General features: G+C 36.6%; 15 protein-coding genes. 2 read left to right on the forward strand and 13 right to left on the reverse strand.

Annotated features, from left to right (window positions below):
- Positions 1-48 precede the first annotated feature (48 nt).
- From argS to ACEN31_RS00295, 3 genes are all read right to left on the reverse strand, one after another.
- On the reverse strand, positions 49-1,740 hold the full coding sequence (gene argS, locus ACEN31_RS00285; protein ID WP_197104133.1) for an arginine--tRNA ligase: 1,692 nt from the start codon (positions 1,738-1,740) through the stop codon (positions 49-51).
- A 324-nt stretch (positions 1,741-2,064) separates the two neighbouring features.
- Positions 2,065-5,946 (reverse strand): SpaA isopeptide-forming pilin-related protein, encoded by a 3,882-nt coding sequence (locus ACEN31_RS00290; protein ID WP_407108275.1) that lies wholly within the window; start codon positions 5,944-5,946, stop codon positions 2,065-2,067.
- A gap of 203 nt (positions 5,947-6,149) precedes the next feature.
- Positions 6,150-6,908, reverse strand: a complete 759-nt coding sequence (locus ACEN31_RS00295; protein ID WP_138404345.1) for a class A sortase — start codon at positions 6,906-6,908, stop codon at positions 6,150-6,152.
- Positions 6,909-7,308: 400 nt separating this feature from the next.
- On the opposite strand from ACEN31_RS00295, the gene ACEN31_RS00300 reads away from it, so the two are divergent.
- On the forward strand, positions 7,309-9,999 hold the full coding sequence (locus ACEN31_RS00300) for a cation-translocating P-type ATPase (protein WP_407093949.1): 2,691 nt from the start codon (positions 7,309-7,311) through the stop codon (positions 9,997-9,999).
- Between the two features lie 120 nt (positions 10,000-10,119).
- Here ACEN31_RS00300 and thrB read toward each other — a convergent pair whose 3' ends face one another.
- Positions 10,120-10,989, reverse strand: coding sequence for a homoserine kinase (gene thrB / locus ACEN31_RS00305; protein ID WP_407093948.1), 870 nt, complete (start codon positions 10,987-10,989; stop codon positions 10,120-10,122).
- A 17-nt stretch (positions 10,990-11,006) separates the two neighbouring features.
- Positions 11,007-12,194 (reverse strand): homoserine dehydrogenase, encoded by a 1,188-nt coding sequence (locus ACEN31_RS00310; RefSeq protein ID WP_407108276.1) that lies wholly within the window; start codon positions 12,192-12,194, stop codon positions 11,007-11,009.
- 133 nt (positions 12,195-12,327) lie between these two features.
- Here ACEN31_RS00310 and ACEN31_RS00315 point away from each other — a divergent pair, with 133 nt between their 5' ends.
- Positions 12,328-13,683 (forward strand): aspartate kinase, encoded by a 1,356-nt coding sequence (locus tag ACEN31_RS00315; protein ID WP_407094633.1) that lies wholly within the window; start codon positions 12,328-12,330, stop codon positions 13,681-13,683.
- Positions 13,684-13,745: 62 nt separating this feature from the next.
- On the opposite strand, the gene ACEN31_RS00320 is transcribed toward ACEN31_RS00315, so the two are convergent.
- From ACEN31_RS00320 to ACEN31_RS00355, 8 genes are all read right to left on the reverse strand, one after another.
- A complete protein-coding gene (locus ACEN31_RS00320) occupies positions 13,746-14,876 on the reverse strand; it encodes a cation diffusion facilitator family transporter (RefSeq protein ID WP_407108277.1) in 1,131 nt (376 codons plus the stop codon).
- 144 nt (positions 14,877-15,020) lie between these two features.
- A complete protein-coding gene (locus tag ACEN31_RS00325; protein WP_407108278.1) occupies positions 15,021-16,283 on the reverse strand; it encodes a glutamate-5-semialdehyde dehydrogenase in 1,263 nt (420 codons plus the stop codon).
- 24 nt (positions 16,284-16,307) lie between these two features.
- The gene (proB, locus tag ACEN31_RS00330) at positions 16,308-17,105 is read right to left on the reverse strand and encodes a glutamate 5-kinase (protein WP_407089362.1); all 798 of its coding nucleotides are present in this window, start codon (positions 17,103-17,105) and stop codon (positions 16,308-16,310) included.
- A gap of 95 nt (positions 17,106-17,200) precedes the next feature.
- The gene (locus ACEN31_RS00335; RefSeq protein ID WP_407108279.1) at positions 17,201-17,641 is read right to left on the reverse strand and encodes a low molecular weight protein-tyrosine-phosphatase; all 441 of its coding nucleotides are present in this window, start codon (positions 17,639-17,641) and stop codon (positions 17,201-17,203) included.
- A gap of 33 nt (positions 17,642-17,674) precedes the next feature.
- Positions 17,675-18,478 carry a C39 family peptidase gene (locus ACEN31_RS00340; RefSeq protein ID WP_407108280.1) on the reverse strand — a complete coding sequence of 268 codons (804 nt, stop codon included), beginning with the start codon at positions 18,476-18,478 and terminating at the stop codon, positions 17,675-17,677.
- A gap of 138 nt (positions 18,479-18,616) precedes the next feature.
- On the reverse strand, positions 18,617-19,165 hold the full coding sequence (locus ACEN31_RS00345) for a DJ-1 family glyoxalase III (protein WP_138405321.1): 549 nt from the start codon (positions 19,163-19,165) through the stop codon (positions 18,617-18,619).
- A gap of 66 nt (positions 19,166-19,231) precedes the next feature.
- Positions 19,232-20,401, reverse strand: a complete 1,170-nt coding sequence (locus ACEN31_RS00350) for a haloacid dehalogenase-like hydrolase (protein WP_407108281.1) — start codon at positions 20,399-20,401, stop codon at positions 19,232-19,234.
- Positions 20,402-20,442: 41 nt separating this feature from the next.
- A complete protein-coding gene (locus ACEN31_RS00355; protein ID WP_407089357.1) occupies positions 20,443-20,874 on the reverse strand; it encodes a DMT family transporter in 432 nt (143 codons plus the stop codon).
- Positions 20,875-20,916 lie beyond the last annotated feature (42 nt).

Here is a 20,916-nt window from a genome sequence, read left to right on the forward strand (position 1 = left end):
ATAGACCTGACTTAGTTTTGGCTAAGTCAGGTCTATTACTTTTCTATATTACATTTCTTCAGGTGCTTCAACACCTAAGAGATTTAATGCGTCTTTAATCACAATCGTAACAGCTTTAACTAAAGCCATACGTGATTCTAATTGGTCATCATCGTTTAAGATACGCACATTTGCATAGTATTTATTGAATTGTTGAGCTAATTGGATAACATATTTAGCAACTAAAGAAGGTTCAAAGCGTTCAATGGCATTTTCTACGATACGTGAGTAGTCAGCGATTTTCTTAATAACTTCCCAACTGTATGCATCGTTAAGATTTACAGTTGTGTCTTTTGAAATTTCTTTGTCGTATTTACGAATCATACTCATTGAACGTGCGTAAGTATATTGTACATAAGGACCTGTTTCTCCTTCAAATTGAACAATATCTTTTAAGTTAAAGTCAAAGTTATTCATACGGTCTGTTTTAAGATCGTGGAATACTACCGCTCCAACACCGACTTGATGAGCCACTTCTTCTTTATTCGCTAAATCAGGATTTTTCTCATTGATTTGTTCAGTTGCTAAAGTGATCGCATCATTCAATACTTGTTCTAGTAAGACAATTTTACCTTTACGTGTTGATAGTTTCTTACCGTTTAAAGTAATTAAACCAAATGGTACGTGAGTCATATCTTTATACCATTCATAACCTAATTTGTCTAAAACAGCTTTTAGTTGTTTAAAGTGAACACTTTGTTCATTCCCAACTACATAAACATTTTTAGCAAAGTTATAAGTGTTGTAACGGTAGATGGCTGCTGCTAAGTCACGCGTCACGTAAAGTGTGGCACCATCTGATTTTTTAATTAAGGCAGGTGGTAAGTTTTCTTCTTCAAGGTCAACGATGGTTGCACCTTGGTCAATTTTAGTTATGTTTTTACTTTCTAATTCTTCGATAACAGCTTGCATTTTATCATTATAGAAGGCTTCCCCATTGTATGAGTCGAATTCGATATTTAACATATCATATACTTTTTGGAATTCTTTTAATGATTCGTCTTTGAACCAAGTCCAAAGTTCGATCATTTCTTGATCGCCATCTTCTAATCGTTTGAATACCGCTCTGGCTTCGTCATCTAATTCTGGATTTTCTTCTGCTCTTTCATGGAACTCAACATATAGTTTAACAAGTTCATTGATAGGATCTTTTCTAACTTGTTCTTCATCGCCCCATTTTTCGTAAGCAACGATTAATTTACCAAATTGAGTACCCCAGTCACCTAAGTGGTTAATACGAATTGGGTTGTAACCCGTTTTCTCAGCTAAGTTAGCGATTGAATTACCGATAACTGTTGATCTTAAGTGTCCCATAGACATTGGTTTAGCAATATTAGGTGATGACATATCAATCGTCATTGCTTCGCCGTGACCAATATTTAAATCTCCATAGTCTTCGCCTTCATTTAGAACTTGTGTAACCAGTTCGTTAGCGACATTTTCACGTTTAAGAAAGACATTAATATAAGGACCTACAGCTTCAACGCTCTCGAAGTTATCCATACTTATTTGCTCAGCGATATCACTCGCAATTTGTTGAGGCGCTTTACGGAATACTCTAGCTAATGCGAAAGCAGGGAAAGCTAAATCCCCATGTTCGGTATTATTTGGTACTTCAATTAATTTGGTAATTTCTTCTTTGCTTAAATGCTCACCAACAATTGGTGTTAAAGCATCTACATATATTTGTTTGATATCCATTGTTTATATTCCTCCTATAATAAAACTCAAAATAAAACACCTCAAGAAAGACATAATTAAATGTCTCTCTAGAGGCGTTAACTTATACGCGGTACCACTCTAGTTCCATGAATCACTAACATTCATGCTCTTGTATTGATAACGAAGTTTCCTCCGAACTAGAGTATCTAGTTGTACGATGAAAGTGCGCTTCGATAGGTATCTCTGACTGGCTCTCAACATCCCAGCTTGCTGTATAGAGATAAGTTATCTACTCTCTTTCAAGGGTTAACTGTCTCCTAAACCGCAATTATTCTACCAAAATATATGATGTTCGTCTACACTTTAATGCTTATTTGTTGATTTATTACGAGTAAAGACTAAATATGCCCCACTTAGTAATACTAAAACGCCTAAGAATAAAATTCCTTTTGTTGACGTTTCACCGGTATTTGGTAAGTCATCATCATTCTCTTCTACACTTGATTCGACTGTCACTTCCACAGATTCTTCTTGTGAGATAGACGCTTGTTCTGCATTATACACAATACCGAATGTACCTAATTGTTGAGTTCTAAAGGTAATTCTTTGGTTATGTAATGCAAATGTTAAGTTTGAATTGTTGCTATCGTTTACACGAACCACTCGTAATTGCGAATTAACAGGACGTGTTGGAATCTTAATCTCGGCAATTCGAGTTAATTGAACTGCTTCGTTATTCTCATCCAATAAAGTAATTGTGTAAATATCCGCATCCGCATTCTCTAAAGTTGCTGCACTATCTAATGTTTCAACATGAATATTTGAAACTTTCATTGCGTCTTGTGGGTTTACCCAAACTTCTATACCTGTTTCAGCATCAATAAATTGTCTTGTCGCTTGAGATGCTTCTTCATCAATACTTGCTTGTTCAGCTGGTGTTAAGCTTTGAGACTCATCAACAATCACACTTGATGATTGTGACTGACTAGAAGACTCGCTACTTGATTCTTGTGAGCTTGTTGATTCAGAGCTTGATTCTTGTGAGCTTGACTCCTCAGAACTTGAAGATTCTTGAGCAGTGGCTCTTGGGCTAACGGTAATTGTTTCATTCGCTACAATCCCAAATTCACCCGTTAATTCTTCGATTTCAAAACCTTCGGGTACATTGATAATTTCATATGGGTATGAACCAACTTCTAAGTTATCTACTGTCACTTCTCCATTATTATCTGTTGTATACGTTTCGTGATCGATTCTAATCTCAACGCCTGCGACAGGTTGATTATTATTATCTCTAATTTGAATTGTGACTGAAGCAGTCTCTGGTAATTTTTCGATCCTTATCTCTGCTTCAAAAGCCGATCCTTCTTCAAGCTCAGTCGCTTGTTCTTCTGAATTATTATAGTAACCATCGGGCGTACTTGTTACAGAATAATTATAACGACCAGGCTCTAGACTTTCAAAATGAGCGATACCTTCAGCGTTCGTTGTTCCAGTTAAGCCACCAAAAGCAAGACTAGCACCTTCAACAGCATCCCCGTTTTGATCGACTACTTTAATATCAGCCGTTGATAATTCGATTTCTCTTTCAACGCTAATCGCTGCAGTTGTTATTTCTGATTCATTGACTGTCACTTCTCCACTTGCATTACCAATATATCCTTCTGGTAATTCTGTGATTGAATAAGTGTACGTATTGGGTTCAATATCCGCAATCGTTGCCGTTCCTTCTGTATTCGTTGTAATTGTTGTGTCATTGATTGAAATAACCGCTCCTTCTACTGGAGAATTATCTTGATCAGTTACATTAAAGATGACTGTTCCCGGTTGGACATTATGTTGAACTTGTAGAGTTCGAGCTTCTGTTGCTCCTTCAGCGATATAAACACTTTGAGAAGCGATATTATGTTCATAATTTTCTGGTAATTCATTAATAATATATTCGTACGTACCTTCTACCAGTTCATCAAATACAACTTGACCCTCGGCATTGGTTGTTTCTGTTTGATCTTCATTTAACTGTACTTGGGCACCAGACACAGCTTGGTCACTTTGATCCATGACTGTAATCGTTAATTGTCCGGGTGCAAGTTCTCTTTCTACAGTAACAGTCTCTTCAATATGATTATTTGCTTCAATTATCACTGTCCCAGATACTTGACCAGTATAATTTTCTGGTAAGCTTGCTAAAGTATAGTTGTATGTTTGGTCTGCATTTAATCCTTCGATAATCACTTGTCCGTTTGAATTTGATGGATAAGTATTATCATTCAGTGTGATTTGAGCGCCATCAACTGGTTCGTTATTTTGATCCACGACACTAAATGTCACTTTCCCAAATTGCTCAACTTCACTTAGATTAATTTCTTGTGTTGCTTCTTCATTGGCAACAATTGCTAGTTGACCTTCCGCCGGTGTTTCATATTGTTCTGGTAAATTTGTCACCGTATAGTTATAAGTACCCGGTCCAATGTCAGTAAATTCAGCTACACCACTTGGGTTTGTTGTGGCAGTCTCATTCCCTAATTGAATTTCAACATTTTCAACGGGTTGGCTAGCTTCATCAACCACTGTAAATACAGCACTATCAACCTGTTCTGCTTGCGCAATGACCAGTGTATCTTCAACTTGTTGGTCTGGATTAATTGTAATCGTTCTTACTTCAGCTTCTCCATCTAAGACATAACCTTCTGGTAAAGCCGTAACAGAGTATTCGTAAGATTGATTTGCTTCTAAATCTTCAAATACGACTTGCCCGCTACCATCTGTGATTGCAGTCTGCTCACCTAATGTAAGTTCTGCACCATTAATTGGTTGCTGTACATCATCAACAACATTAACTAATAATGAACCATAAGCTACTGATGTTGGTAAGGCAATTGCTTCTTCAGTAGGTGCAGATTCAACTACGTTTACACTTCCTGATACAGGTATTTCAAATCCTTCTGGAGCTGAAATTACATCATAAGAGTAACCGCCAACTGGTAAGGCTTCAGTTTCCACTCGGCCAGTTTCAGTTGTAGTATAAACACTGTCAGCGATTTGAATTTCCACCCCATTAATGGGGTCAAAAGCTTCATTTGTTACCACAAATTCAATGTTATTTGTATTGACATCTGCTGATAAAGTAATCGTTGCTTCAGTGTGAGTGGTTGGATCAACAACAACTGTTCCTGTCGTTTGTTCTAGGCTATATCCTTCAGGAACACTATTAATTGTATAAGTTGCTTCTCCTACGGGTACTTCTGAGAATACCGCTTGACCGTAAACATCTGTATAAATTTCACTATCATTCAATGTCATCGAAACATTAGAAACCGGCACTGATTCTTCATCAAGAACAGTTAAAGTTACTGTGTTTGCTTCTGGAGTTTCTGGAATGCGTTCAACAGATATTTTAACGTTCGTCGTTTCTTGACTCACTACCGTAATTGGTTCAGCTGGCATCGTGATACCTTCAATAGAATAATCTTCGGGTACAGAAAGTACTTCTACTTGGACCTCTCCAGCTGGAACATTGTCAACTTTAAGGAAACCTTGCGCATTTGTTGTAAACTCTTCACCATTTACACTAAGCACAGTGTTCGCTACTAATGAGCCATCACTACCAATAACTTGTACCATTAATGTACCCGTTTCTTCAGGTACTTCTTCACCTGGTGTGTCCGGTTCATCTGGATTCTCTGGAAGTGTTGCAATCGATTGCTGATCCGCTATCGTGACAACTAATTCCGCCTCATATTGGTTAGTTGCTTCATTTAATAAGTTATCTCCTAATTCTATCTCGAATGGTACATCTAATACTACAGTACCATCACCCCATGGTATTAGATCACCAGTTTGGCTTAATTCTTTTAGAACATCTTGATCAGTTGTTGTTGGATGGGTTTGTTCTACGCGTGCTGGAATTAATTCTTGTCCGTCACGTTGAAAATTACCGGCATCATACAATCTGAATTTATAATTACCTGGTGTTAACATCAATGGTTCAGTATTTGGTTCATTAGAACGATAACTATAAACGAGTGTCCCTTCACCTGTATCTGGATCAGTTTGAATTATGTCATAACTGATTTGAGTTTGTTCCGTCGGCTCACCGCCATACATTGCTAAGTACACTTGAGCATCTACAGTGACTGATGTGACCGCATTCTCCTGTGCATTGACGGGTTGTAAGCCTACGAACAGACCCACAAAAGAAGACATAATCATAAATAAAGCTGTTATATACTTCATCTTCTTCATCTTTCTTACCTCCTAAATAAATTTGTAATAACTATATATTAAGTTTACCATAAAGCACTTTTATATAGGTTAAAGTACAAAAAATATCATAATTTAAAGGCAATCTTTCTCAGTTAATTCATTAATTATTCATAAATAATCATGCCGGTTAAAAAAAGAACCGCATCTACTCAAAAAGTAAATGCGGTTCGACTATATTATACTTAACTTGTAATTGTTTGTGCGATATCAAACGCTTGTAACATGTCTGGCGAAGCATCATCAACACTAACGGTATCAACAAGCGCACCTTGAACTACAACACGGTCTATTAAGCCCGTATCACAAGTAATTAATGTTACACGGCCTTCTTCAGTAGGATAAGTAACTTCTACTGCAGTTGCTGGAACAGTATCTATATAATCTACTTGATAAACATAAATATTCTCTAAGTCAGTTAAGTAAATTGTTTGACCAATTTCAGCACGCATTAAAGGTTCAAATAACAATCCATCATTAATTGAGTGGTGACTTGCTAATGAATAGTTGGATACTCCCATCTCTTGATCAGGATAGAGCGTCCCTGCACCATAGAACATACCTTCATTTGATACACCTTTATAAATTGGTAAGTTCATTCCTAATTCAGGCATTGCGATTCCACCAATCGTAGGTAAATCACTTGGATTCACACCACTTGCTAAAACTTCTCGAGCATTTAAGGTATTAATATCTCCCCAATCATATGTTACGTCTACACTTTGGTTTGTCTCAATTTGTTCACGTGTTAAATTACCAACCGCGTTTTGAGTACTTCCTTGTTCAATTATGTAGTTTTTAATTGGATCTAAGGCTAGCAATCCAACTGCTACTAAAATTAAAAGGATACCAAAGAACATCCGTAACCCACCGCCACGCTTACGCTCTTTCTTTCTACTTCTTCTCGCTTCACGTCTTGTCTTGGGCTCTCTATTACTACTCATCTACTTACCTCCAAAAATTATATATTTTTTTAAAATCACATATCATATATCATATATCATATATCGAATTTATAATAGCACTTATTTGAATGATATTGTAGAAAAAAGCGCTAATTTAATAAAAAAGCAAACATTATTAGAAAAAAATTCATAACCATTGTTGTTTTAGTTTGATATTTTTTTGTAATCTTTTATAATAGTGATAATAATTGTTCATAAGGGAGTAACTAGGGGAATTGTCCTCGTCAGTATCAACATCGATAAGTAGTAATTAAGCTACTGGTACTGTACTTAAATAGTGAGACTTATGCCACCTGTATCGCATCCGCTTTATAGTTGGTATAAGTCTCTTTTTCAAGTAAACTAACTTATAACAAAAGAAATAGGAGGAATATTGTTAATGAAAGATTTTGTTGCCTATCGTGAATCGACAGATTCAATTGTCTCTAAACTTGACAGTAACGTTTCACAAGGTTTGAGCTCTTCTGAGGCACAAGCGCGTATTGAAAAATACGGTGCGAACGAAATTCAAGCAGAAGAAAATCGAACACTTCTACAAAAATTCTTAGATCAGTTTAAAGACTTTATGATCATAGTATTATTAGTAGCAGCTGTCGTTGCAGGTTTTGTTGGGATTGCTGAAGGTGAAGGTATTGCCGACTCAATCATTATTTTAATCGTTGTTATTTTAAATGCAATTATGGGAGTTTTCCAAGAACAGCAAGCAGAAAATGCTATTGAATCCCTAAGAAGCATGGCTTCTCCTGAAGCTCATGTACGCCGTGACGGTTCAATGAACTCAGTTAAAAGTACTGAATTAGTACCTGGGGACATTATTACATTAGAAGCTGGGGACGTTGTTCCTGCTGATGTACGTTTAATTGAAGCAAACTCATTACAAATTGAAGAAGCTTCATTAACTGGTGAGTCAGTTCCAGTTGTTAAAAGTACTGACACAATCGATGAAGAAAACGTCGGTATCGGTGACCGTGAAAACATGGCCTTCTCAAGTACAAACGTAACTTATGGTCGTGGTTTAGGTATCGTTACTGGTACTGGTATGGATACTGAGGTTGGTCATATTGCTAACATGTTAGCAAACACTGAAGGCCAATTAACACCATTACAACGTGACCAAGAGCAATTAGGTAAAAACTTAACAATCGCAATCATTGTTATTGCAGTATTAACATTCATCGTCGGAATTACATTCCAAGACTTTGAAATTACTCATATGTTATTAGTTTCTATCTCATTAGCAGTTGCTGCTATTCCAGAAGGTTTACCTGCGATTTCAACAATTATCCTTTCGCAAGGTACAAAATCAATGGCAAATCGTAATGCGTTAGTTCGTACATTACCTGCTGTTGAAACTTTAGGTAGTACAGAAGTTATTGCATCGGATAAAACTGGTACATTAACAGTTAATAAAATGACGATTGAAAAAGTATTCTATGATGGCGAGCTTCATAATGCATCAGAAGAGATTGCTCATACTAATCCTTTATTACGTTCAATTACATTCGCTAACGATACTGAAATCGATGGTAAAGGTGAACTAATTGGTGACCCTACTGAAACGGCTATGATCAAATATGCGATTGAGCAAGGCTTCGATGTTAAAAATGCAGTAAGCTCTGAACCTCGTGTAAACGAAGTACCGTTCGATTCAGACCGTAAATTAATGTCAACAATCCACAAAATGGAAGACGGTCGTTATTTTATAGCTGTTAAAGGTGCTCCAGATCAATTAATCCAACGTGCAACTAAAATTGATAACAATGGTCAAGTTACAGATATTACTCAAGAAAATATTGATCATATACTTAAAGAGAACGAAAACATGGCTCGTGAAGCACTACGTGTATTAGCTGGTGCTTATAAGATTGTCGACACAGTTCCAGATACAATGAGTACTGAAACTGTTGAGCAAGATTTAATCTTTGCTGGACTTATTGGTATGATTGATCCTGAGCGTACTGAAGCTGGTGCAGCTATCCGCCGTGCTCGTGAAGCAGGAATCCGTACAGTTATGATTACTGGTGACCACGCCATTACAGCACAAGCAATCGCTGAACGTTTATCAATCTTAGATCCTAACGAGCCTAACAACGAAGAGCATGTTCGTACTGGTGCTGAATTAGATAATATGACTGATGACGAATTAGCGAAAGATGTAACTAACTTCTCTGTATATGCTCGTGTATCACCTGAACATAAAGTTCGTATTATTAAAGCATGGCAAGCAAATGAACGTACTATCTCAATGACAGGTGACGGGGTTAATGATGCACCATCTCTTAAACAAGCAAACATTGGTGTTGGTATGGGTATCACTGGTACTGAAGTTGCTAAAGGTGCTTCAGACATGGTTCTTGCTGATGATAACTTCGAAACAATCGTTGTGGCTGTTGAAGAAGGACGTAAAGTATTCTCTAACATCCAAAAAGCTGTTCAATTCTTACTTTCAGCTAACTTAGGTGAGGTTTTAACTTTATTCGTTGCAACTTTATTCGGATGGACAATCTTAGAACCAGTTCATATCTTATGGATTAACTTAGTAACTGACGTGTTCCCTGCTATTGCTTTAGGTATGGAGAAAGCTGAACCTCAAGCGATGAAACAAGCACCTCGTACTAAGAAAGATAGTTTCTTATCATTCGGTGTATTACCAAGTATTGCTTACCAAGGTGTACTTGAAGGCTTCCTTACTTTAGCTGTTTACTATATTGGTGAATACGTTCTAAAAGTAGAACATCAAACTGCTGAAACAATGGCATTCATTACACTTGGATTTATCCAACTATTCCACTCATATAACGTTAAATCAATCTTTGGCTCATTATTCAGTGGAAATCCGTTTGATAACAAATACTTAAACGGTGCCTTCATTCTTTCTGGTGCTTTATTACTTGGAGTAATCTTAATTCCTGGAATTAACACATACTTCTCGGTAACTATCCCTGGGCCTACTGAATGGGCAATTTCTATTGCTTTTGCATTCAGTATTGTAATTATCGTCGAGATTGTAAAATGGATCTTCCGTTCTACAGGCTTAGCTGATAAATACCAAAAGAAAATTGCTGAATAATTAGTAAGCAAAAATTAAAAGGCCGTTGAGCGTTGCTCAACGGCCTTTTTTATATGTGTTATAAAGTCTAAAGGAGCCAACTTATAAGATGAATATCTTTAAAGTGGACTCCTTTTATGCTTAATTATAATGCACTTCAACACTTTCGTGTTTACATGTCGATACTTGTTGCAGTTCTTTTAATATTCCCTCAACTTTATCTTCTGGACAAAGTGTTAAAACGGTTGGCCCTGCGCCACTTATGACAGTAGCATAAGCCCCATTCTTCACCGCAATTTCTTTAATCTCAGGAAACTCTGCAATTAATGGTTGGCGATATGGTTCATGAAATTTATCTTGCATCATCAACTCACCCATTGTTTTGTAGTCTTTTTTAACCATTGAAAGTAACATGACATTATTTAGAGCGTTTTGTTCGATGGCTGCCCCTTTTTCGTACGAATCTGGAATCGCTTCGCGGGCCACTTTCGTTGAAATCTCATAAGGAGGTATTGAAAGGATCAAACTAATCTTATCTAAGTTTAATTGATGATAAGCTAAGTAACCGTCTTGATAATATCCTACGAAAGCTCCTCCAGTGATACATGGTCCAACATTATCTGGATGCCCTTCAATCTTAGAGGCGAGTAAAATCTTATCATACGTTGATAATCCTAGTTGACAATAATGATCTGCTAACTCGATTCCAGCCACAATAGCACTCGATGAACTTCCCAATCCATGTGTGAGTGGAATTTCACTCGACATTTCAATAAATAAATCAGGTATCACCTTATTGTATTTCTTAGCAATATCAATGGCTGTACTAGCGACGAAATTCGCTTCTCCATTAGGTAAATCACGTAATTCTTCATCAAGAAATTCAAATTCCCATTTGTCACTCTCAGTTGCTTTAATAGATAAATATTTATTCACTGCCACTCCCATTGTATCGAAGCCGAGCCCAAGATTGGCACTTGTTGCTGGTATCTTTAATGATACATTGTTCACACTATCCACTTCCAATTCTAATCTTTAATTACTACGTATACTGCCTCAACTTGATGACTATTTTCTAATTGTTCTAAAGCATTCGCACTCATATCTTCAGTAAGGATAACTAATTCCTCTTCTTCAGCTACAACTTTATAATTTGCGTCTAATTGAACTTCTGTTTGCCCTTTTGCAAAGCGAATAAAGTATGACGCTGCTTCTCCAGCTATGTCGATATTTGCATCTTCTTCAACAATTAAGTTTCCTACAAAGCCAAACTTAGCAATATTCATCACATCTGAAACTACGGCTGAAGCTGTCTCTAAACTTCCTGCACCTGGTCCGTAGAACATTGTTTCACCAAAAGCATTTCCGTTGACATAAACCGCGTTTGCTGCGTTATTTACTGTTGCAAGTTGATGATTATTTGGTAGTAATACAGGTTCAACACTGATTTGAACTTTGTCACCGTGATATTCACTCTTACCTAATAATTTCATAGTCAGCCCGGCAGCTTGGACGTATTCTAAATCTTGTACGCTCACTTGACTGATCCCTCTAACTGGAATATCTTCAACATTTAAGTTTAGTTTGTAAGCGATACGAGATAGTAAGGCAATCTTACGTCTTGCATCCAAACCTTCCACATCATTGGTTGGATCCTTTTCAGCATAGCCTTTTTCTTGGGCGTCTTTTAATGCTCTATCGTATGACCAAGCATCTTGTGTCATCTTTGTTAGAATATAATTTGTCGTTCCGTTTAAAATCCCCATCACGCGATTTATCTTATTCGCTTGTAAACCATACGTTAACGCATTAATAATTGGAATTCCACCGGCACAGCTGGCTTCATAACCTAATTGCGCTTTATTTTCATCGCCAATTTTAGCTAATTCTTTTATATGAACTGCCAACATATCTTTATTAGCACTGACAACATGTATCCCATGTGATAAGAATTTTTGGTGAAGACTGAAGGTAAAATCAATCCCACCCATCACTTCAACAACTAATTCTACATCACTATTCAATATATCATCGATATTCTCTGTAACTGTCACATTTTGAAAATCCGCATTATGCTGGTTATTAATCGCTTTAGCAAACACATGTGAAATTTCAATCGGTTCATTGGTGAACTGTTGGATTTCCATTTGATTCTCTTGAATTACCTTTATTACTCCACTTCCAACTGTCCCCATACCTAAGATTGCAATCTTCATATTTAAATTCTCCTTAATTTATATTAGAGATACATTAAAATTTCCCTCATGCATATTTTACAACAGGTGGTATGAATTTGCCAATAAATAATGTATTATTATAATCAGATTAAAAAAAGAGGAGTAATAATACATGAAAGTTGCAAAGTTCGGCGGAAGTTCTTTAAGTTCCGCAACTCAAATTAAAAAAGTAGCAAATATTATTAGAAATGATTCAAACATTCGCTTTGTCGTCGTCAGCGCCCCAGGTAAACGTAATGATTCGGATATTAAAATAACCGACTTACTCATTGCCCTTCATACGAATCATTCGATCGGCATATCGACGACAAGTATCGAAAATCAAATCATAGATAGATACCAACAAATCGCTGAAGATCTTGATATTGATGTAGCGATTGTTAAAGAATTCCAAGCACAATTACATGATTTACTTCAAACGATTACGAATTCAGAACGATTACTCGATGCCTTAAAATCATGTGGTGAAGACTTTAATGCCCAACTAATCAGCCAATACTTTAACAAAATCGGTTTAGAAGCAGAATATAAATCACCAGAAGCTATGGGAATCTTTGTAACCGATGAACCCGGTAATGCCCAACTTCTTAAAGAATCGTATGGCAAAATCGCTGCAAATAAAGACAGTGATAAAGTTCTTGTGATTCCTGGGTTCTTCGGAGTATCAAAAAAAGGTGATATCGTCACTTTCTCACGTGGAGGGTCAGATATTACAGGTGCGATTATTGCTCGTGGGGTCGAAGCAGAGATTTATGAGAACTATACGGATCAATCACATATTTACTCAGCTCATCCTGGTATCGTTGATAATCCACATGCGATTAATGAAATTACTTACCGAGAAATGCGAGAGCTTGCTTACTCTGGTTTTGGTATTTTCCATGATGAAGCTCTAACACCTTTATATGAAGTTCGCATCCCAATTCAAATTAAAAATACTAATGCCCCCGAAATTGTAGGGACTAAAATTGTTGTCGACCGCGGGGAGGTTAATAAATATCCAGTGATTGGAGTGAGTGGAGACGAAGGATTTATCTCTGTCACTATTAAACGCTACTTACTTAACCGAGAAGTTGGTTATACGCGTCGTCTATTACAAATTTTTGAAGACCATGATATAAACGTTGAACATATTCCAACGGGAATTGATGATATCTCAGTGGTTATGCGCGCAAATCAATTTGAACATAATAATAAACTTGAAGAACTGCTTGAAGATATTAAACAACAATTCGAACCAGAATGGATTCATGTTGAGAGAGACTTAGCCGTTATTGCGATTGTTGGTGAAGGAATGCGTGATACGATTGGTATTGCGAACAAAGCAACAGCTGCCTTTACAGATAGTAATATTAGTTTACGTATGATTAACCAAGGTGCTTCTGAGATTAGTATGTTCTTCGCTATTCCAAGTAAAGACCTTAAAAAAGCTCTAAATAATCTATACTTAAACTACTTTGAAAAATAATTAATACAAAAAATGAACCTGAATGATGGCTAGGCTTGCCCAGTCAAAATCAGGTTCATTTTTTACTTACTATTTAAAATATTATATGGATCATAAACAATTTCGATATTTGAATGGGCGATGTCACTCTCTGACAGAATATGACGCACTTCATTTTTAATTTGTTCATGCGTTGGGACTGAATCAGATGTTGTACTAATTGTCATAGACATCATATGCGCTTCCCCGTCTAAAGACCGTAGATGGAAGTGCGATAAGCCATTGATATTATCGATGTTTTGAATTTCTTCCCGTAGTTTTTTACTATCAATATTATCTGGCACAGCTTGTAGGAACAGTCTCACCACTTTCATAAATTCTGGAATGGTCTTATAGAGTATAAAGAGCGCAATTCCAATTGATAGTAGCGGGTCTAAAAAGTACCAGTCGGTAAAATGTAACACCACACTCACGATTAATACTCCAACCCATCCTAAGACATCTTCAAGTAAATGAAGCGACAAGATTGATTCATTGTGCGATGAACCTTTACTAATAATCCAAGCAGAAACCCCGTTCGCAGCAATTGCAAAAATCGCCAATATGAGCATCCCTTGATAATTTACTGGTTCAGGATTCATCAGTTTTTCACCTGAGTGAATAATCATCACGGCCGACCCTACCAAGAGCACAACACTTGTAATTAAAGCACCTAAAAGCGAATATCGTTTATAACCGTATGAAAACGTCGAGTCTGAGCCTTTTAAAGAAATCTTTTGGAAAAACCACGCAAGTCCAATGGACAAAGCATCCCCAAAGTCATGTACGGCATCGGCTAATATTGATGCACTATTAAATAACAAGCCAAAAATGGCTTCTAGAACACTAAAGACAATATTAATACCAAAGACAAGCATCATATTGCGTACCGCTTGACTGCCACTAGTAAAGTCTACATCATGACTATGGTCATGGCTATGATTATGTTCTTGTGAATGATGATGTTCAAGCTCATGATAATCAAGTGACTTTAAGCCTACTTTTTCATAGCTGAGTAATCTTTGTAAGTTCTCATAGCAAGTAATATCTTCAACTTCAATTTCTAGTTCTTCTTCATTCAGATGTATTTGTTCTTTATTTGGTAATTGCTTAATTTGATTAAATAATTTATTAGCGTGATCTTGATTACGAATGCCAACGAGTTGATATTTCATAATAAAAGCCACCTTTCATATGAATTTACTTTCATATGTATAGTATAATGCGTAGACAACAATTATTCAAGTAATATCAGTGTTGTGGATATAAAAATGGGATAATGATCGCGTCATTATCCCATCTTACATCTGTTTCAATTTTTATGCTCTAACTTGCCCATTTCCTTCGACTGTGTATTTATAGCTTGTTAATGCTTCAAGGCCCATTGGTCCTCTCGCGTGTAGTTTTTGGGTACTAATCCCCATCTCGCCACCAAAACCAAAGACTTCGCCGTCTGTAAATCGAGTTGATGCATTGACATAGACAACAGCGGAATCAATATCCTTTAAGAAAGCTTGAGCTGTTGAGTAATCTTCAGTAATCACAGCGTCTGAATGCCCTGTAGAGTATGTTTCAATATGTTGGATGGCTTCATCATAATCCGTTGCAACTTTGACTGCGATAATGCTATCAAGGAACTCTGTAGCATAATCTTCTTCCGTTGCTGCTCCAATTGTTGAAACAATCGCTCTCGCTTTCTCATCTCCACGAACTTCAACTTGATATTCTTTTAAAGCTTCAACAAATTCCGGTAAAGCTGTCTTAGCTATTGCTTCGTCAATCACTAATGATTCCAAGGCATTACATACAGAATTTCTTTGCGTCTTACCATTAATTAAAATGTTGCGTGCTTTTTCAATATCAGCTGCTTCATGAATATATAAGTGGCAGTTCCCTACACCCGTTTCAATCACTGGTACAGTCGCTTGTCGCATGACAGCATTGATTAAGCCTGCGCCACCACGAGGTATTAAACAATTTACATAGTCGTTTAATCGCATGAATTGACTCGCTAATTCACGTGAAGGGTTCGTAATAAGTTGAACAGACTCTGTTGAAAGTTTAGTTTCTTCTAAAGCTTCTTGAAGAACGTTGACAATTGCTTGATTACTCTCTAAGGCTTCTTTCCCACCTCTTAAGATAACCGCGTTACCAGCTTTAATACATAAACCAGTCGCATCCACCGTAACGTTTGGACGAGATTCGTAAATGATACCAATAACACCTAATGGAACACGTTTTTGAGAAATTTTTAAACCATCTCGGTTTATCCATTGTTTCTCAGTCACTAAGGTTGGATCGGGTAACGCTGCCATTTGACGAAGGCCATTCGCCATTGCTTCCACTCGTTTTTCTGTCAGTGTCAATCTTTCTAGCAAAGCATCTGTAAGTCCTTTTTCTTTTCCGAGTTCAAGGTCTTTTTGATTTGCAGTAATAATTGCTTCTTGATTCGCAACTACTGCGTCTGCCATTTTTAAAAGAGCTTCATTCTTTTCTGCTTCTGTAACATGGCGCAAGGTTTTTGCTGCTGCTTTTGCATTTTTACCTAATTCAATTAATTTAGCATCCCATTGTTCAGTCATTATTAATTCTCCTTATTCTATGTATTACTTAAATAAAGTACCAATAACATCTCCTTCCAGTATTCTAAAGATAGATACCGGATCTTCACCACTTGTTATAATCATGGCTTGGTTTTGATTGAGTATTTTTTTGGCTGCTTTAAGTTTCGTAGCCATACCACCTGTCGCAAAGGCTGAACCTTTACCACTTGCCATTAACTCAATTTCATCAGTAATTTCCGCAACGTGTTCGATTAATGTAGCATCTGGATTCTCTTTTGGATTTGAATCGTATAAACCATTCACGTCACTCATTATAATGAGTAAATCCGCTTCACTGACACCTGCAACGATCGCAGAAAGTGTGTCGTTATCACCAAATTTTGTTTGATGATTTAACTCATCATCAGCAATCGCATCATTCTCGTTAATGATTGGAACAATTTTCTGCTTCAACAATGTATTCATTGTTCGCTTAACGTTGTAGTATGAGGTTTCAAACGTCACAACATCACGAGTCAGTAGAATTTGAGCTGTGTCTCGGTTGTAATATTGGAAAAAACGACTATAGTGCCCCATTAGAATACTTTGTCCAATGGCAGCCAAAGCTTGTTGTTCCTCAATCGTTTGGGGATATTCAGTTAAATTCAAATGACTTGCCCCTACTCCGACAGCTCCCGAAGTCACAATAATAACTTCTTTTCCTTCTTGGATTAATGTTGAACATACAAATGCCAATCGATCCAACTTCTTATAATCAATTTGGTTTCCCTCAAGCATAATTGAATTTGTTCCTATCTTAATCACAATTCGCTTGTAATTTTTCATAAAATCTCGACTCATACGTTACCTCTATTCTAATCATTCTCATCTAATTATAACTAATATCATGGTGAATTAATACCATTCTATTGAATTCATTTAAGTTCTTGTTTGATTTACTCTAATAAGGCCTGACATCCTGCATAAACCTGAGTATAGGTTGTCTCAAAATCCCATGTATAGTAAGGGTCTGCAATATCTTCATCACTGCCAATAAAAGAAAGTAACTTCTTCGTTTGCCCTTTTGCTTGGCCATTTGTAAATTTTTGGATGTTCTGCATATTACTTTCGTCCATACCGATAATGTAAGTCGCTTGTTTTATATCATCTTTGTTTAGTGGTCGTGAGTACATACCACCAACTGAAATACCTTCTTGAGCTAATCGTCTTCGAGTACCCGAGTGTGTGGCATTCCCTTCTTCCCACGAACTCGTTCCGGCAGAGTCTACTGTAACTTTGTCAGTCAGTCCTTCTTCTTGAATCATCTTTCTAAAGACCGCTTCTGCCATCGGTGAACGGCAAATATTTCCTAAACATACAAATAATACGTGAATCATGCATATCCCTCCTTAAAGTTATGTCTAAACTCACTAAACTGGGGCAATTGCCCAATAATTTAGCGCATCATCTATCATTGTCTGTGCTTCAATCCCTTGAATACTAAACATTTTGTCTGGTGCATCATTCGGATCATTCAGATAGACTAATCCATCTTGATAACCTCGCATTAACATCACATGGCCACCTTGAGTAAATGTGCCTGGTCCAACTGATACGACAACTAAGTAACCATTGTCTAATAGATTCACCGCTGAGTAGAAATCATTACCTACATCCACAACTTCATAACCAAAATCTTGTCCAAAAGTTGAATAAATAGACCAAGACGTTCCTTGATTTGTCATATAGTATTCGTCTCCAGCCCAACGTGTAATTTCTTCAGGTCTGACTTTTGTGTTAGTAAAGTAACTATCTATCATTGCTAAGACAACCACAGCACAGCCATTTTCCCAAATTGTTTGTGAACCATCCGTACCATAATGTTTGTCCGCCCATCTTGGATCATTTTGGTTTAAATATGGTACATTATGCTGTCCAACATGTTGAATATCAATATAATTCGCAGGCTCTTCAGGGATAAAGACGTGCCCTAATTGTTGTAGGTCAACATCCGTTGCTTCTATATCCTCTACAATCTGGGATTGATTTTCAATTAAATAGTTTTCATTAACTTGAGCCATTGTATAGTATGGTTGGTAATTAGTTTTGGCATCTTCGGTAATAAAAATAAAAGCTAACATACTTATTCCAATGATAATTATAAGTGCAAATAACGTTAAGACTAATTTTCCCGTACCAAAAGATTTCGCCTGTCTGTTCGTTTTCCTTGCCATTGTTACCTCCATCGGTTTATTTGTTTCTAATATATCAATGCTAATAATTGCGGGCATCAGCATATGGTCTGATATTTAGAAAAAGCTGTAGGAATTGCTTTGAACAATTCTTACAGCTTTAAACCTACTATCTATTGTTTAGCTAAATAAATAATTATATTGCATATCTTGACGTATCGCTTCACCGTCACCGCCAAGTAAATCAACTAAAGTATAACCAAATTCAAGGGCTACCCCCGCACCACGTGCCGTGACAATATTGCCATCTACAATTACGACAGCTTCTTTTTGATCAAAACCACTTGTCAGTTGATCTTCAAATCCTGGGAAGTGGGTAAATTTCTTACCGTCTAAGAGATTTGCCTTTTCTAATACAATGGGTGCCGCACAAATTGCTGCAATCTGTTGTTGGTCTTGATTGGCTTGTTGAAGAGACTTGATAACAAGTTCATTGTCACGTAGATTTTTCGCCCCTGGCATCCCACCTGGTAGCATAATTAAATTATAACCTTTTATAGGCTCTTCCAGAATGTGATCCGCTTTAATAATAATATTATGCGCTCCCGTTACTTCTTCTGTTAATCCATAAATATCAACTTCAAATTTCGCTCGGCGTAAAATATCTATCGGTGCAACTGCCTCAACTTCTTCGAAACCATTAGCTAAAATTACTGCAACTTTCTTCATTTATAACGCCTCCTATGTTAATTATTATAAAATAATTCAAAGACTTAATCTAATTATCTACTCAATTTAGTATTCTAATTCAGTTTGACCAAGAGCTAATGTCTTAGTATTCGGGATCAGACGAACTGCATTCTCATCTCGCCCTTGGACTACAAAATTCGCACCATCACTTTGATACTGCTTCTTTGCAATCTGTTTCAAGTCTTTAGTCTTATCTTGATTTAAACAATTAAAGATCACATTTAACGATACATCTTTTAATTCTGTCATCATATGATAATCCCCCATGCTGTCACCAAATAAAGCGATAGGTTGGCGGTTCTCATGCTTAGGAGCAATTAAATTCATTATCGCCTCTGTCTTACCGTTTTTTTTCGTAATCGGCGCCCCAGCAGTCATATAAGCTTTGATCTTACCTTCAGCGTCTAAATCATAATTCATTCCAATGACTTGCTCTTTTGGCACTTTGAATTGATATTCACTTGCTGCTGTTCTGACAACATCAACCGGACTCGCACTCACGACATAAGTCACAATACCATTCGCTTGAAAGGCTTCATATAAAGCAATTAATTCTTCTGGATAGATTAAACCACTTTGGAATTCACTACTGATTTGACCTGTTTTACCTAAAAACTCTTTAGGTGTTGAATAAATATGTTTCTCAGCTTTTTTATTCGTTGCTTCTTTTAGCATATCTTTTGTTAAGCTTGTTAACTCTTCAGGAGTGTAGCCTTTAAACCAATAAGTGAGCCAAGGTTTGCCTGCTTGACGAGTAAATTTACCATTCACATTGACATAATAAAAGCGAAGTTTTGCTTGGAAAGCTTTGTATTGTCCTGTTTCTTTGATAGCTTCTATGCTAGGTCGTTCACTTTTATCTTTTTTGATGTAGTGCTCCCACAGCCAAGTGTAGCATTGGATAATATCTATCGCTAACTTTCTTGGGGAAGTATGTTCAAGTTCCTCATCTAAGTTAGTATCCATATCAAATATGTCAGATATAATTATTTGTTCAAACTCTTCGGGAGTCATCTTATATAATAAGTGATCTAGCATGTAGATCATCAAATTATCTTCTACATCGCCAATAATACTTGTATTATCAAAGTCAAAAACAACATAGGGTTTTGCTTGAAAACTTGATGATTCGCTTGTTTTAAATTGGTCAATTAACTGGTTTAATCTGTTGTATACATATGGTTCCCATTGATGTTCTTGAAAGTAATATGTCATATTCTACTTTACCCCTTTTGATATTTTATTTACCTTTAAAGCTAGCCTCTTTGAAAAATAACGATACCGATAATCATTATTATCATACCAAAGACTTTGCCGGATGTTAATTCAATCATTTCTACGTTAAACCAACCATTCGTATTAATGATGAGCGCAATTAACAACTGTGCAACCATTAATATCATGAAGGAATAAACGGGTCCTAAACTCATCATTCCCTGTGCAGCAACGTATACAATTAATACACCAAAGAAACCACTTAAGTAATACATCTTGTTTACTGAAAGTAACTCTTCCACACTACCGTCTCGAACAAACATAACAATTAACAAACCTGCTAAAAATCCAACTCCGTGAACAACGGTTGTCATTGTCCAAGAACCCGTCTTAGCGCTAATATTCGTATTAAAGATACTTTGTAAAGCAATTAAGATTCCCGCAAATAATGAATAAAATATACCTTGAATCATTAGTCGACCTCCACATTGAATTTCTTACATCATAACCAATTT

The sequence above is a fragment of the Ruoffia sp. FAM 26255 genome, assembly GCF_045528525.1.
GTDB lineage: Bacteria > Bacillota > Bacilli > Lactobacillales > Aerococcaceae > Ruoffia > Ruoffia tabacinasalis.